Origin of the sequence: Haladaptatus sp. AB618 (assembly GCF_024136965.1) — an archaeon.
GTDB lineage: Archaea > Halobacteriota > Halobacteria > Halobacteriales > Haladaptataceae > Haladaptatus.
Genome location: NZ_JAMYJX010000008.1, coordinates 144,962 through 158,732, shown reverse-complemented (window position 1 = coordinate 158,732; position 13,771 = coordinate 144,962). Strand labels below are relative to the sequence as shown.

Sequence of the window (13,771 nt, the reverse complement as noted above, 5' to 3'; positions counted from 1 at the left end):
CCAATGTCGTCCCCGTTTTTTCACTCGGCCAGTTCGCTCGCGGCCGAGAGCCACCAGAGGTGGCCTCGGCCGCGCGCTTCCGTGTGTTCGAGGACGCCATCGGCGACCAACTCGCGGAGTTGGTCGCCGAGTCGCTCACGGGGGACGCCCAACTCGTCCGCGAGATACGACGTGTTCACCACCGGCGCTGGCGCATTTCGAATCGCAACAACGATCTCTTTTCGGCCGATCTCGGTTGCCATGATGGCTCCCCTACGATAGCCACGGACAACTGCGATTCGGCCGCCATGGCGGCCGAATCGCTCGCTCGGTCACTCGCGTTTGCCACCGTCTCTCACGCCCGCGAAACCCTTTTGCCCGCAACTCCCGGAGTAGCAACCGGCATGTCTTCGTTCACTACTGCCGGTGGTCGATTTTGGCCGACCACGGCATAGTCAACTGATCCTGTCGTATCGTTTCACCGATAGTCCGTTCTCCACCAGCGATTCGCTCGGCGGTGATGGCCGATGACCGACATCGACCCGTGGGGCGACGTCGAAATCGCCGACTACTCGGCGACGATGGAGGGGTTCGGCATCGAACCCATCGGCCCGCTCGCCGACCGTCTTCCCGATAATCGCCTCGTCCGGCGCGGCATCGTCTTCGGCCAGCGCGACCTCGAAACCGTCCTCGACGCCCGCGACCGGGGCGACCCGTTCGCCGTCATGACTGGCCTCATGCCCTCCGGCGTCTTCCACTTCGGCCACCTCGCCGTGGTCGAGCAGGTCCGCATGTTTCAGGAGATGGGTGCCGAGGTCACCCTCTGTGCGGCGGATATCGAAGCCTACGCGACGCGCGACGTGTCGCTCGAAGACGCCCGCGAACTGGTGGTCGAGGAGTACCTTCTGAACTACGTCGCGGCGGGGCTCGATCTCGACAGGACGGATTTTTACTTCCAGTCGGGGGCGGGTAACGACCACCTCGCCCGGAGCAAACTGTTCTCGCGGTACATCACGGAAAACGAGTTCGAGGCGACCTACGGCGCGACCTCACCCGGAAAGATATCCTCGGCGCTGACCCAGTACGCCGACATTCTCCGGCCGCAGGCACCCGAGAACGGCGGGCCGAAACCGACGGTCGTCCCGGTCGGCATCGACCAGGACCCGCACGTTCGCCTGACGCGGGACGTCGCCTCGCGCTACCGCGAGACCGCGTACGTAAAACCCGCGAGTACGTACCATCGGTTCATGCGCGGGCTACAAGGGGGGAAGATGAGTTCGTCCGACCCGGCGAGTTACATCGCACTCACGGATACCGTCGAGGACGCGAAGCGGAAAATCGACGCGGCGAAGACCGGCGGTCGCGCCAGCGTCGAGGAACACCGCGAGAAAGGGGGAACCGTCGAGGACGACATGGTGTTCGAACTGCTCGCGTTCCACCTCGTTCGGGACGACGACGAACTCGAACGAATCCGGCGAAAGTACGAATCCGGCGCGATGCTCTCGGGCGAACTGAAACAAATCGCCAAGGAGCGCCTCGAAACCTTCCTTCGTGATCATCAGGAAAAACGCGAGGCGGCGCGACCGGACGTCGAGCGATATCTCGCCGAACACGGGTTCGGAGAGGCGACCTGATGCGAATTCGACGACTGCGAGCGGGGGAACTCGTCCGGTTCGTGGACGACCTCTGGGTCCCGTTCGCTCGCGAGATGGCGGAGATGGACGACTTCGACACGCTGGCCGACCACGGGGTCAGGGCGAACGTATTTTCGTACGTGAAAGACCGTTTCTCCGACGCGAGCATCGCCACGTTCGTCGCGGACGACGACGGCTTGATCGGCTACGTATCGGTCGAAAAACGGGATTCCCCGCCCGTCTTCGCCCGCGGCCCACGTGGCTACATCGACGGCCTGTTCGTCCGCCGAAGCCACCGACGGCACGGAATAGCTACCGCGCTCCTCTCGCGGGGCGAATCGTGGGCACGACGGCAGGGGTGTGAGTTTATCTCGCTCGACGTTCACGCGGAAAACCACGTCGCTCAGTCGCTCTACCGGCGCGACGACTACGTGACCAAGCGCCATCGAATGACGAAACGACTGTAATTCGACTCGACGTACGCTTCCGGCGGGATTCCTGCTCGACGCACGCTTCCGGCGGGACCGTTCGAAACTCGGGTCCAACGTGACAACGTGGAATACGCTTATTATCGTCGCCACCGAGGACATACTCTGGTAACAGACCTCGCTATGAGCGTTGCATCCGTGGCCCCGCAACTCGACCAGCACGAACGTCGGAGACTCATCTGGTTGCACGGTCTCCTCGTTCTCCTCGGACTGTGGATCACGTTCTCGCCGCTCACGCTCCGCTCCGAGTTTCGAGTCGAGGATCACGCACTGTTGGGCCTCGCGATAGTTTTGTTCGCGGGCCTCTACATCGTTGGACTGCTTCGAAGTCGGTCGCTTTCGTTCGTGAGCGAATGGATGATCGCCCTGTTGGGGCTGATAGTCTTCGGCATCTCGACCGTTTCCAGTCTCGTCTCGGACAACGTTCTCTGGAGCGACGTCATCGCCGGTGGCCTCGTCACGCTCATCGCGGTGTACGTGATTTATACGCTCGGTCGGGTTCGAAAACGGGAACGGGAGGCCGTCGATGCCGATGCGTAAGTGCGTCCCGTCGTGTGGCTACTCCGGGTCGATTCGAGGACCCAATCCGAGCAGTCGCGTCCTCGTGTACGACGGATGGTGACGGAGCGACTCGGCCTCACGGAAGCCGTTTCGTTCGCCCTCGGTGGGATCATCGGCGGGGGGATTTTCGCCGTCCTCGGCGTCGTGGCACGGGTCGCAGGCCCGACCGCGTGGGTCGCCTACCTCATCGCCGGTATCGTCGTCATGGCGACCGGCTACTCCTACGTCAAGCTCAACGAACGGGTTCCGACGACCGAAGAGTCCGGCGGTGCGGTCGCCTTCATCGAGGTCTTTCTCGACCGGCCGACACTGGCCGGGATGGTCGGATGGACGCTGATCGTCGGGTACGTCGGCACGATGGCGATGTACGCCTACGCGTTCGGTGCGTACTTCGGAGCTATCTTCGGCATCACCGAACTCCCGTTCCTCGGCCTCCCGTCGCGGCCCGTCCTGTCCCTCCTCGTTATCGTCGGCTTCATCGGCGTCAACCTCCTCGGCGTCCACGAATCCGGCGTGGTGGAAGACCTCCTCGTCGCCCTCAAACTCATCATCGTCCTGTTGTTCATCATCCTCGGCATCAGGTACGGTTACACCCACGGACAACTCGAATTCGGGGTCGAACGGACACTGAAACAGCCGGACGCACCCGTTCTCGCGGCCGCGGTCGCGTTCGTGTCGTTCGAAGGGTGGCAACTCCTCTTTTACGATCAGGAGAGTATCGAAAATCCGGTCGCGACGATCCGAAAAGCGGTCTACATCTCCATTCCCGTTTCGGCGCTTTCCTACATCCTCGTCGCGTTCGTCGCGCTCAGCGTGGCGAACCAGCGGGCCGTGATCGCCAGCCCCGACCTCGCGCTCGCCATCGCCGCCCGGGAGTTCTCCGGGAGAATCGGGTACGTCCTGATCGGCGTCGCGGCGGTGGCCTCCACCGCCAGCGCCATCAACGCGACCCTGTTCAGCACCGCACTGTTCGCGAAGGGGATGAGCACCGACGACCTGCTTCCCGACCGACTCGCCCCGACGCGGGAAGCGGGCGTCCCGACGAAAACGCTGTTCGTCATCGGCGGACTGACGATTCTGCTGACGGTGTACGGCAGCCTCACCGCAATCACGGAGTTCGCGTCCCTGTCGTTCATCGTCGTCTTCGGCGCGATGAACGCGCTCGCCTACACGCAACGCTCCGAACTGATCTCGGTCATCCCGCTCGTCGGACTGATCGGAACGGCGCTCTTTCTCCCGATCTTCGTCTGGCACCTCTACACCGCCGAGTTCGGCGTGTTCTGCCTCGTCTTCGGCATCGCCATCACCCTGATCCTCCTTGAAGGTCTCTACTTCGAACGCGACGAAGTCATGACCGGGGTCGAGTCCATCGAAAAGCGGTTCTGATTGTGGGTTCTCGCTCGCCGGTCACCGCCTGTCCTAGGAGAATCGTTTTCCGGCGTGCTGAAATTTATGCCCTCTCGGCACCCTCCCTCTCGTATGTACCTCGCCGACCAAGCGTGGCCGGACCTCGGGGACTACGTCGCGGAGGAATCCGTCGCCGTCGTCCCGTTGGGTTCGACCGAACAGCACGGCCCGCATCTTCCGCTCGCCACCGACCACCTCATCGCCGAAGCGTTGGCCCGCGAGGCGGCCGACCGGGCGGGCTATCTCTGCACGCCGACGATAAACGTCGGCGTCAGCACGCATCACATGCAGTTCCACGGGACGATGTCGGTGGACCCGCCGCAGTTCCGCGATTACGTCGAGAGCTTTTCGCGCAACCTCACCTACCACGGTATCGACCGCATCGTCTACGTCAACGCCCACGGCGGCAACATGGAGCACTTGCGGGAGGTCGGACGGCGACTCCGTCGGGACGAAGTCGCCTTCGCCGTCGAGTGGATGTGGGACGAATCGATTCCGGAACTCGTGAGCAGCATCTTCGAACACAACGGCCCTCACGGCGGTCCGAAGGAGACGGCGATGATCATGCACATCGCGCCGGAACTCGTGCACGAGGACCGACTGGCGGAGGCCCGCGACGACGGATTGATGGACATCTCGGCCGGAAACCTCACGAAGCACGGCGCGCGGAACTTCTACGACGCCATCGACAACAGCGAAAACGGTGTGTTCGGCGATCAGACCGACGCGACGCCCGAGAAAGGGGCGGAACTGTTCGAGGCGGCAACCGAGCAGTTGGTGCAGTTGCTCGACTGGTTGGACGACGCCCGATTTTCGGATCTGATGGCGAAACCGCACGTGGACCCGCAACCCGGCAGTCGGCGGGACTGAGAACCCGGCCTCGTTCGGAACGACCCACTTTTTCGGTGTTTTGATCTCCCGTGCCGCCTACTGATGGATTTCTGTACGGAATTCTGAATGGATTTCTGGATAGCTATCCAGAAATATATCTTGATACTGATGATATTCTCTGCTACCGATATTCTCTCTGCTACTGACGACACTCTCTGATATTGATGAATCCCTTCGACGGGCGACGCTCGGATTTCCGAGGTAGGCAACCACCAAGTCTCGTGGTCAGGGTCGTAACCTTCGTTTCGCGTTTTCGGTGTCACCAGAAAACTGATGACTGGCTGTGGCGGATGGATACGTGGATGTCTTCGTCCCCATTCCCGGCGATTCGTCGGGCCGACGTGTACGCGTACAACTTCGTACTGTTCGGCCTGTGGTTCGTCCTCGACAACGCCGTGACGGCGTTCACGGACGGCGTGACCGCGAGTTCGGCGGGCGGAACTGCTCTGGGCGCATTCTCGATTCTCGCCGGAGCGTTAGTATATCGGAACATCGACGGTTCTGAGCGGAACGAACGGTCTGCGCCGACCTATCTGCTCGCCCTCGCCGGTATCGAAACCGTTCTCGTCGCGTACCTTATCCTCGACACGCTCGGACGACTCGGATGACCTCCTGAAGGCGCTCGGTCCTTCGTTCGTCCCTACTTCAAGTGCCGATTATATTTTATATTTTCGTGGCCAGAACACCTTTCAATCCGATTTTTGACGTAAATACCCCTTGCACACACAGCCATGGGGAAATAACGGCCGACGCCCCACGATACTGACAGAATGGCAACGAAGAGCAGTGGGCAGTCGAAGATAGCGCAGTATTCGGAGGGCCTCCGCGACGCCACGAGCGGCTTCTTCCAGAAGTACGGCCTCGGGTTCGTTATGGTCGCGAGCTACTTCGGGTCGGGATCGGTGTTCATCGCCAGTTCCGCAGGGGTTCGGTACGGCTACGGTCTCCTCTGGGCGGTCGTGGGCGCGGTGTTCCTCGGGTTCATGGCGCAGGATATGAGCGCTCGGCTCGGGATTTTCGGCGAACCGTTGATGTCGTTCGTCCGTAAGAAAATCGGGGGAACCGGCGCGACGGTACTGGCCGTACTCCTCTCGGTCGGTTGTGTCGCGTGGACGCTCGAACTCACCGCCGCGGTCGGCAAGGCCGTCTCGATTCTGCTCGGCGGTGCCATCGGCTGGCAACCGCTCGCGCTGGTGACCGGGGTGCTCGCCATCCTCGTCGGCGTGATGAACTACGACGGTATCGAGCGGATCATGACCGCGATGATGCTCATCCTGCTCGTGGTCTACATGGTCGTTGCGGGCGTGAGCACGCCATCCGTGACCCATCTCGTGGGTGGGTTCATCCCGAAGATTCCGGCCGTCGGCGCGCTGACGCTCGCCGCGTCAATCATCGGAACCACCGCCCTGTGGCCGAACTTCTTCCTCGAATCGAACCTCGTCTCGGAGAAGGGCTGGGTCGGCAAGGACGACGTCCCGGAGATGCGCCGCGACCTTGGCATCGGCTACGTCGTCGGCGGATTGACGACGGCGGCCATCGTCGTCGTGGCGGCCGCCGTGTTGCGCCCCGCGGGATACACCCAACTCGACACGTTCATCACGCCCGGCAAGGCGCTGGCGGGCGTGTTCGGCAAGTGGGCGATGTACGTCTTCCTCATCGGGACCGTCGCCGCCGCGTTCAACAGCATCATTCCGATAATGTGGACGCCGGCGTACCTCTTGCAGAACGCGCGCGGCAAGGTCGCCGACAGCGCGAGCCGTGAGTTCAAGATCATCTACGCCGTCGGCGTCGGTCTCGGTAGCCTCTCGCCGCTCGTCCACCAGTTCGCGGGCCTGAGCATCATCGACATGATACTCCTGTTCCCGGCGTACAACGGCATCGTCGGCCTGCCGATTACGGCCCTCGTGCTGTTCTGGGCGGTCAACGACCGGAAGACGATGGGCGAGCACAAGAACGGCATCGTGATGGCCGGGCTGAACGTCCTGCTCGTCCTCCTGTCGATTTACCTCGCCGTGACCTCGCTCCCCGGCTTCATCGACGCGCTGACCTCCGGAGGACTCTGATTCCCGACGGATGCTCCCCGAACCGACGACGCTGACGATTCTCGTCGTCATCGCGTTCCTCTCGGGCGTCGGCATCACCGCCGTCGGCCCCGGCGGAATCTTCATCACGGTCGCCCTGTTCGCGCTCACGGACGTCTCGTCGTCCGTCGTCGCCGGGACGGCGATGACGACGTTCGTGTTCACGGGTCTCCTCGGAACGTTCACGTACGTCCGTTCCGGCGAACTCCGGTCGCGTTCGGGCCGACGACTCGCGGTTCTCGTGACGGTTCCGAGCATCGTCGGTGCCGTCCTCGGGGCGTTCGCCAACACGATTCTCGCCGCCGGTTCGTTCGGCACCATGCTGACGGCGTTCACCGCCCTCGTCGGCGTCACCATCGTCTATCGGGAACGGCACGGCCTCGGGTCGAAGTGGTCGTTCGACCACGATTCGACGGTCGGAATCGCGGTATTCGGCGGTCTCGGGCTCGGTATCGGCGTTGTGGGTGGATTGCTCGGCGTCGGCGGTCCGGTCATCGCCGTCCCCGTCCTCATCGTACTGGGCGTCTCGATGCTCGACGCGCTGGCGGCCGCACAGGTCCAGTCGGTGTTCCTCTCTGCGTTCGCGGCGATGACCTACCTGACGCAGGGTGCCGTGTCGGTTCCGCTGGCCGTCGCGGTTGGCGTCCCCGAACTCCTCGGCGTCGTCGTCGGGTGGCGGGTCGCCCACCGCGTCGAACCGTCCCGACTCAAACTCGCGCTCGGTGCGTCGCTCGTCGCCACCGGATTCGCGCTCGCGCTGTTCTGATCTTCCTTCTCTTCCCTCCCCCCTCTTCCCGACTTATCGTCGATAACTCACGGCGATTCCCTCGCCCAGTGGAATCACGCTCGTCTCGAAGTCGGGGTCGTCGCGCACCGCCAGCAGATACTCCGCGATGCCGCGGGTGTTCTCGTTCATCTCCGGGTTTCCACCTTCGATGGCGTCGAGAATCGCGTCGAAGTCCTGCCGCCCGGCGATCATCGCGTTGTCGGCGATGACGACGCCCCCGGGTGCGACTTTCCCTCGGATCGACTCCCACGCTTCGGGATAGCCGTCCTTGTTGTGGTCGATGAGCACCACGTCGAACGGGCCGTCGTGATGATCGACGATTTCGTTCGCGTCGCCGTTCTCGAAGGTGGCGCGGTCGGCGAACCCGCCCGCTTCGAGGTACTCCCGTGCTTCGTCGAGTTCGTCCGCGTCGTACTCCGTGAGGACGATTTCGCCGTCCTCCGGCAGCGCCTCGGCGAACCAGTAGGCCGAGTAGCCGAAACCGGACCCGAACTCGAAAATCCGCTCGGCGTCCACCGCGTACGCGAGCAACCGCAGAAACTGCCCGACTTCCCGACCGACGGTCGGGAAGTCCTCGCCGCGCTCCTCCATCGCTTGCAGGGTTTCGTCCGGTTCGGCGACCGCGGCACGTACGAAACGCTTCGACTTCTCGGGAAGGATCTCCGTCATACGACGGCCTACACGTGGAAGGACGATAATTCTCGTGGGTACGTGCTCCAAATTTTCACCGGTACGAATCGCCGGTTTCACCGGTATGAACCGCCGGTCTCACCGGTATGAACCGCCGGGTTCCCAGGTTTGAACCACCGGTTCGCTGGCGGGCGGCGGCGAACGTTCGCCGCCGCCCGCCTTCCTCCGCCGTTTCGATTCCGTGGCGGTCAGTTCTCAAGTCCCGCTTCGACCCGTGCGCCGTCGCCGACGGCGCACGGGAAGACGTCGGGTTCGATGCCGGTTTCGGCGAGATACGCCTCCCGAACGGTTTCCGCGAAGGATTCGACGGATTCCGCCCGGACGAGGCTCACGACACAGCCGCCGAACCCGGCACCAGTCATCCGCGAACCGAGTTCGGCGTCGATGTCGCCCGCCGTTTCCACCACGAAATCGAGCTCCGGACAGCTGACCTCGTAGGAGTCCCGGAGGCTTCGATGCGATTCATCCATCAGTTCCCCGACGTGCGCCATCTCGCCTGTTTCGAGCGCGTTCGCGGCCTCGCGAACGCGCTCGTTCTCGTACACGACGTGTCCGCACCGCTCTCGTATCGTCTCCGGAAGTTCGTCCTCGACCGCCTCGAACTCGGCGACCGACACGTCACGCAGTGCGCTCACGTCGTCGGACAGGAGTTCGTCCAGCAGTTCGACGCCTTCCGCGCACTGGGCGACCCGCTCGTTGTACGCCGAATCGACCAACTCGTGTTCGACGTTCGTGTTCGTCACGACGACGCGAACGTCCTCGTCCAGCGAGTAGCGCTCGTAGTTTCGGGTGCGGCAGTCGAGAAACAGCGCGTGGTTCCGCTCGCCGAGCGCGACGACGAACTGGTCCATGATGCCGCATTCGACGCCGACGAACTCCCGTTCGACCCGCCACCCGAGATCCGCGAGTTCGGTCGGGGTGTAATCGAAGTCCCACGCCTCGTTCAGCGCTGTCGCAGTCGCCAGTTCGAGCGACGCGGACGACGACAGGCCGCCCCCCATCGGAACGTCGCCGTCCACGACGAGGTCGAACCCCGAAACTCCCGGCGCTCCCTTGGCGAGTTCCCGGGCGATTCCCTCGATGTAGCCGAGCCACGATGATCCCTCGCTCGGGGGCGAATCGAGGGAGAACTCACGACTCTCTTCGAAGTTCGTCGAGTATGCGCGAACGGTACGGTCGGGACGGTCGCGGGTTCCGGTGCGGGGGCGCACCGCGATTTCGGTTCGCCGATCGATCACGACGGGGAGAACGAAGCCGCCGTTGTAGTCCGTGTGTCCGCCGATGAGATTCACCCGGCCGGGTGCGGAAGCCCGCACGAATTCCGCATCCTCGTCGCCGAACTGCTCGACCGCGATTCTCCGGAGGTCAGAGCCTTCGTCACCATCGTCACCATCACCCACGTGTCATCATCTCCGCTCGCCGACGCGTCGTTTTTCCCGTCCGATTGGAGGGCCGCTCGTCTGCAACGTGCATGGCCACGGCTTCGGCACCGACAGTGATAAAATCCGAGAATCGTGGGTGCTAGTCGTAATCGGACCGTTCGGTGGGTGGCCAATCGGACCGTTCGGTCGGTGGTCGTTCGACGGGGTTGCTCCCCGGCGACCTGAGATCGATGAAGAACTCGACGGTGGCGACCGTCAGCGCGAGCGAAACGGGTGCCGAAAGGACCGCCCCGATAACGATACCGGCGATACCGAGATTGATGAAGAGCGTTCCGACGAGCGACAGCAGGAAGACGACGACGAGATAGCCGACGCCGAAAGTGGCGTACTTCGACTCTCCCGTGGCGAGTTCGTAGCTCCGTCGGAGCGCCTCGGTCAGCGAACGGTCGTCCACGACGACGATGAAGGGAACGCCGTAGAACACGAAATTCAGAACCAACAGTACGAGAAGTGCAACGAAGATGAGCGGCGCAAATACCAACGCGGCACCGCCTGTTGCGAGGATGGCGACCCACACCAGAACCGTGTAGCCCAAGAGCGGAAGGAAGTAGTTGCGAGCGTTGTACGTGAAATCGTAGCTGCCGGTTTCGATGCCGTCCCGGATACTTCCGAGAAAGCCGCCCATGAGGATGCTCGTGACGACGGCGTATATCGGCACGAAATACCACATCGGCGAGATGTGAATCCCCGTCGTCGTGTTCGGGAGGCTCACGAACGTCCAGAACGTCGGTAGGCCCGTCGGAAAGTGAAACGACACTCCAAGTCGGAGCCCGTTCACCTCCGACACTTTTCGAATCTTGTCGATGTCGATGAAAGTTGCGAGGAGCGGCACTACCGCGAGGGGGAGCAGGTCTCCGAGACGGTCGAAGCCGTCGGAGAGATATTCGAGGAACCTCACGGCGAATCATCACCGTTCCGGACGACGGATTTCTTCGTTGGAGGGAACATACGCAAACAAACACAGACAACTGGGATAACTGTTCTCCATCAATCAAATACTCGCGGCGTCAGTACTCGTCCATCCCCGAGACGAAGTGCGAGACCTGCGGCGGTTCGTCGCCGACGTGAAACGACACCGCTCGGCTCTGTATCTCCCGGTCGGCTACCGAAACGCGCTCGTGTTCGCGGAGGTGGGCCATCCACGTCCCCGTGAGATACACTTCGAGGTAGCGGTCGTCGGTTTCGGTGTCGCGGAACACGTTCCAGTATCGCGCGCCGTTCCGCCGCCGCACGCGCCCCAACTTTTCCACGGCCGCCAGAAAATCGTCGGCCGTCGCCGGGTCGATTCGATACTCGACGCTGACGAGCACCGGGCCGGTGTCGGGGGGCGGTTCGAACTCAGTTCTGGGGTTGAACCAGTCCCCGGAGGGTCGCAGGTCGAGGTCGTCCGTCTCGGGAATCCGCCAGTGAATACCCCCGACGAGGCCGCCGACCAACCCGACTCCGGCGATGACGAACGCCATCGGCGTGCCGAGATGGTCGGCGACGACGCCCCATCCGAGGCTGCTGACCGCCATCCCGCCGAGGAAGAACAGCATGTACACCGACAGCGTCCGTGCACGGACCCACTCGGGCGAGAGCGTCTGCACGGCGGTGTTCAGGCTCGATAGGACGGAAATCCACGCGAGACCACCGAGCGCGACAGCGACCAGCGCGACGAGGACGATGTGGACGGTTCCCAGCACCACTAGCACGAGGCCGAACAGGGCTGACGCCCCGAGGACGACTTGGTTCGTCGTGAAATGCTTTCGCGCCCGTTCGAGGACGGTGATTCCTGCCGCCGACCCGAGACCCGTGACGCCGAGGACGATGCCGTACCCCCCCCGCGCCGAGGTGGAGTTGATTGCGGACGAGCAGGGGCAACAGCGCCCAAATCGCGCTGGCGAAGGTGATGAACAGCACCGTTCGAGCCAGCACTGACCGCAAGGCCGGGGCGTTCCGGACGAACCGCACCCCGCGATAGATCGACTCCGATAGCCGCTCTGGCGGTAGGTCCGATGTCGTCGGTTCCCGCTTCCAGCGATACACGACGACGAGGACGGCGACGAACGACACCGCGTTGAGGAAGAACACCGTCGCCGTGCCGGTCGCAGCGAGGATGAGGCCGCCGACCGCCGGACCGACTGCGCGGGCGATGTTGAACCCTACTGCGCCCAGCGAAATCGCCGCCGGAAGCTCCCTTCGCGGGACCAACTCCGGCTGAATCGCCTGCCACGTCGGGTTCAGGAACGCGGTGCCGAAGCCGAGCGAGAACGTTAGCAACAGCAGTACCCATGGCGTCGTCGCGCCGACCGCCGTCAGCCCGCTCAGTATCACGGCGCTGATCAGCATCCACGCCTGAACCACCAACAGCAGCCAGCGCCGGTCCACGATGTCGCCGATGGCACCCGCTGGAAGCGACACGAGGACGACCGGGAGCGTCGTCGCAGTCTGCACCAGCGCGACCAACAGCGCCGAGGTGGTCAGCGAGGTCATCAGCCACGCCGCGCCGACGTTCTGCATCCACGTCCCGACGTTCGACACCAGAGCTGCCGTCCACATCGCCCGGAAAACGGGTTCGCCCAAGGGTTCCCAGACCGAAACCGCGTCCTCCGTGTCCGCTGCGTCCGCCTCAGCCACGACTCCCTCCGTTCACCTCGCTCGTTCCTCTCCCCTCTGCGTTCGATGGTACGAACTTCATCGTCCCCCCGTCCCCGAAGAACTTCTTCGTCGGACCCTAGAAACGTTCGCCTCGGCTAAATCTCTGTCCCGTCAACACGATCCGCGCAGTCCGAAGGATCGAAGTAGTGGACCGCCCGTCGTTGCCAACAACGATTATGGCGTGTCGGGTTGTTTACGGGTTATGGGTGGGAGTGAAGACGAGCAGATAGAAAGATCGCTTCGGGAAGAAGACCTGTACGACGTTACCACGTGGGAGAAACGGACGGTGCTCGACCGGGTGTCGGTCGGTATCTACAGTGGGCTCACGAACAACTGGCAACGGATATTCGTCGTACTCGCGGTGTTGCTGTTCGTCGCGCAACTCGCGGCCACGGGGTTCATCCTGTTCGTGGAACCGGCGCTGGGGGTGTTGACGTTTCTGTCGGTGATTCCGGCGTTCGTCCTCGCGGCGCTCATTTGGTACGGCGACGACGTCCAGCGGGAACCGCTCGCGCCGCTCGCGGTGACGTTCCTGCTGGGCGTGTTGTTCGCGGGGTTCGCGTCCCTGCTCAACACGGCGCTGCAACCCGTTTTCCAGCTGATTCCCGTCGTCGGAACGGTTCTGTTCTTCTATCTGGAAGTCGGTCCGGTCGAGGAGACGTCGAAGTGGCTCGCTTCGCGGTTGTACGCCTATCGAACCGAGTACCTCTCCGCCGCCATCGACGGCGCGGTGTTCGGCGCGTTCGCCGGACTCGGCTTCGCGACCATCGAGAACTTCACGTACATCACGAACGCGCTGTTCACGGCGGGCAAGCTTCCGATGTCGAGGCTCGTCAGCGTCGTGGTCGGCACCGCCGCACAGCGGTCGTTCGTCGGCCCGGGCCACGTCATCTACGCGTCGTTCGCGGGCTACTACCTCGGCTTGGCGAAGGGGAACCCGGAAAATCGCGGTCCCATCATCGTCAAGGGCCTGCTCATCGCCGCGCTCATTCACGCGACCTACGATACGCTGGTGACGTACCTCCCGCTGACGGGGGTGACGTTCATCGCCTTCGTCATCGTTTACGACGGCATCTTCCTTGCGATTCTCTACCGAAAGATATCGCGGTACCGCCACAAGTATCAGCAGGCGACGGAACAGCCCGAACAGAGTCCCTCGTAACTGAGGTCA

At 63.1% G+C, this 13,771-nt stretch carries 14 protein-coding genes and 1 pseudogene; 9 read left to right on the top strand and 6 right to left on the bottom strand.

The features are described from left to right. Positions 1–20 precede the first annotated feature (20 nt). Positions 21–242 (bottom strand): hypothetical protein, encoded by a 222-nt coding sequence (locus tag NKF26_RS20465; RefSeq protein ID WP_253234814.1) that lies wholly within the window; start codon positions 240–242, stop codon positions 21–23. Between the two features lie 264 nt (positions 243–506). On the opposite strand from NKF26_RS20465, the gene trpS reads away from it, so the two are divergent. The 8 genes from trpS (at position 507) to NKF26_RS20425 (ending at position 7,807) form a co-directional block, all read left to right on the top strand. Beyond that, a complete protein-coding gene (trpS, locus tag NKF26_RS20460; protein WP_253234813.1) occupies positions 507–1,613 on the top strand; it encodes a tryptophan--tRNA ligase in 1,107 nt (368 codons plus the stop codon). After that, positions 1,613–2,080 (top strand): GNAT family N-acetyltransferase, encoded by a 468-nt coding sequence (locus tag NKF26_RS20455; protein WP_253227927.1) that lies wholly within the window; start codon positions 1,613–1,615, stop codon positions 2,078–2,080. Before trpS ends, NKF26_RS20455 begins: the two co-directional genes overlap by 1 nt. A gap of 144 nt (positions 2,081–2,224) precedes the next feature. Beyond that, positions 2,225–2,641: a QueT transporter family protein gene (locus tag NKF26_RS20450; RefSeq protein ID WP_253227926.1), complete on the top strand. Its 417-nt coding sequence runs from the start codon at positions 2,225–2,227 to the stop codon at positions 2,639–2,641. Between the two features lie 75 nt (positions 2,642–2,716). After that, the gene (locus NKF26_RS20445; protein ID WP_253227925.1) at positions 2,717–4,048 is read left to right on the top strand and encodes an APC family permease; all 1,332 of its coding nucleotides are present in this window, start codon (positions 2,717–2,719) and stop codon (positions 4,046–4,048) included. Positions 4,049–4,141: 93 nt separating this feature from the next. Then, entirely contained in the window at positions 4,142–4,939 is a 798-nt protein-coding gene (locus tag NKF26_RS20440) for a creatininase family protein (RefSeq protein WP_253227924.1), read from the top strand. A 323-nt stretch (positions 4,940–5,262) separates the two neighbouring features. Then, positions 5,263–5,568, top strand: coding sequence for a hypothetical protein (locus tag NKF26_RS20435; RefSeq protein WP_253227923.1), 306 nt, complete (start codon positions 5,263–5,265; stop codon positions 5,566–5,568). A gap of 162 nt (positions 5,569–5,730) precedes the next feature. Beyond that, complete coding sequence (locus tag NKF26_RS20430; protein WP_253227922.1) at positions 5,731–7,023, top strand: NRAMP family divalent metal transporter; 1,293 nt, start codon at positions 5,731–5,733, stop codon at positions 7,021–7,023. Between the two features lie 10 nt (positions 7,024–7,033). Further along, the gene (locus NKF26_RS20425; RefSeq protein WP_253227921.1) at positions 7,034–7,807 is read left to right on the top strand and encodes a sulfite exporter TauE/SafE family protein; all 774 of its coding nucleotides are present in this window, start codon (positions 7,034–7,036) and stop codon (positions 7,805–7,807) included. Between the two features lie 33 nt (positions 7,808–7,840). Here the strand turns inward: NKF26_RS20425 and NKF26_RS20420 are convergent, their stop codons facing one another. From NKF26_RS20420 to NKF26_RS20400, 5 genes and pseudogenes are all read right to left on the bottom strand, one after another. After that, entirely contained in the window at positions 7,841–8,497 is a 657-nt protein-coding gene (locus NKF26_RS20420) for an O-methyltransferase (RefSeq protein WP_253227920.1), read from the bottom strand. Positions 8,498–8,706: 209 nt separating this feature from the next. Next, a complete protein-coding gene (gene galK, locus NKF26_RS20415; RefSeq protein ID WP_253227919.1) occupies positions 8,707–9,918 on the bottom strand; it encodes a galactokinase in 1,212 nt (403 codons plus the stop codon). A gap of 121 nt (positions 9,919–10,039) precedes the next feature. Next, positions 10,040–10,858 (bottom strand): hypothetical protein, encoded by an 819-nt coding sequence (locus NKF26_RS20410; RefSeq protein ID WP_253227918.1) that lies wholly within the window; start codon positions 10,856–10,858, stop codon positions 10,040–10,042. Positions 10,859–10,967: 109 nt separating this feature from the next. Beyond that, on the bottom strand, positions 10,968–11,732 hold the full coding sequence (locus NKF26_RS20405) for an MFS transporter (RefSeq protein WP_253234824.1): 765 nt from the start codon (positions 11,730–11,732) through the stop codon (positions 10,968–10,970). Between the two features lie 112 nt (positions 11,733–11,844). Further along, a pseudogene (locus NKF26_RS20400) lies at positions 11,845–12,501 on the bottom strand (MFS transporter); the annotation flags it as partial. Positions 12,502–12,802: 301 nt separating this feature from the next. Here NKF26_RS20400 and NKF26_RS20395 point away from each other — a divergent pair. Then, positions 12,803–13,762 (top strand): PrsW family intramembrane metalloprotease, encoded by a 960-nt coding sequence (locus NKF26_RS20395; protein WP_253227916.1) that lies wholly within the window; start codon positions 12,803–12,805, stop codon positions 13,760–13,762. Positions 13,763–13,771: the final 9 nt, after the last annotated feature.

Bases quoted from the DNA above. Each gene is read 5' to 3' on its own strand.
- NKF26_RS20395 (WP_253227916.1), top strand. From the start codon at position 12,803: ATGGGTGGGAGTGAAGACGAGCAGATAGAAAGATCGCTTCGGGAAGAA.
- NKF26_RS20450 (WP_253227926.1), top strand. From the start codon at position 2,225: ATGAGCGTTGCATCCGTGGCCCCGCAACTCGACCAGCACGAACGTCGG.
- NKF26_RS20420 (WP_253227920.1), bottom strand. From the start codon at position 8,497: ATGACGGAGATCCTTCCCGAGAAGTCGAAGCGTTTCGTACGTGCCGCG.
- NKF26_RS20440 (WP_253227924.1), top strand. From the start codon at position 4,142: ATGTACCTCGCCGACCAAGCGTGGCCGGACCTCGGGGACTACGTCGCG.
- NKF26_RS20445 (WP_253227925.1), top strand. From the start codon at position 2,717: ATGGTGACGGAGCGACTCGGCCTCACGGAAGCCGTTTCGTTCGCCCTC.
- NKF26_RS20435 (WP_253227923.1), top strand. From the start codon at position 5,263: ATGTCTTCGTCCCCATTCCCGGCGATTCGTCGGGCCGACGTGTACGCG.
- NKF26_RS20455 (WP_253227927.1), top strand. From the start codon at position 1,613: ATGCGAATTCGACGACTGCGAGCGGGGGAACTCGTCCGGTTCGTGGAC.
- trpS (WP_253234813.1), top strand. From the start codon at position 507: ATGACCGACATCGACCCGTGGGGCGACGTCGAAATCGCCGACTACTCG.
- NKF26_RS20425 (WP_253227921.1), top strand. From the start codon at position 7,034: ATGCTCCCCGAACCGACGACGCTGACGATTCTCGTCGTCATCGCGTTC.
- NKF26_RS20430 (WP_253227922.1), top strand. From the start codon at position 5,731: ATGGCAACGAAGAGCAGTGGGCAGTCGAAGATAGCGCAGTATTCGGAG.
- NKF26_RS20465 (WP_253234814.1), bottom strand. From the start codon at position 242: ATGGCAACCGAGATCGGCCGAAAAGAGATCGTTGTTGCGATTCGAAAT.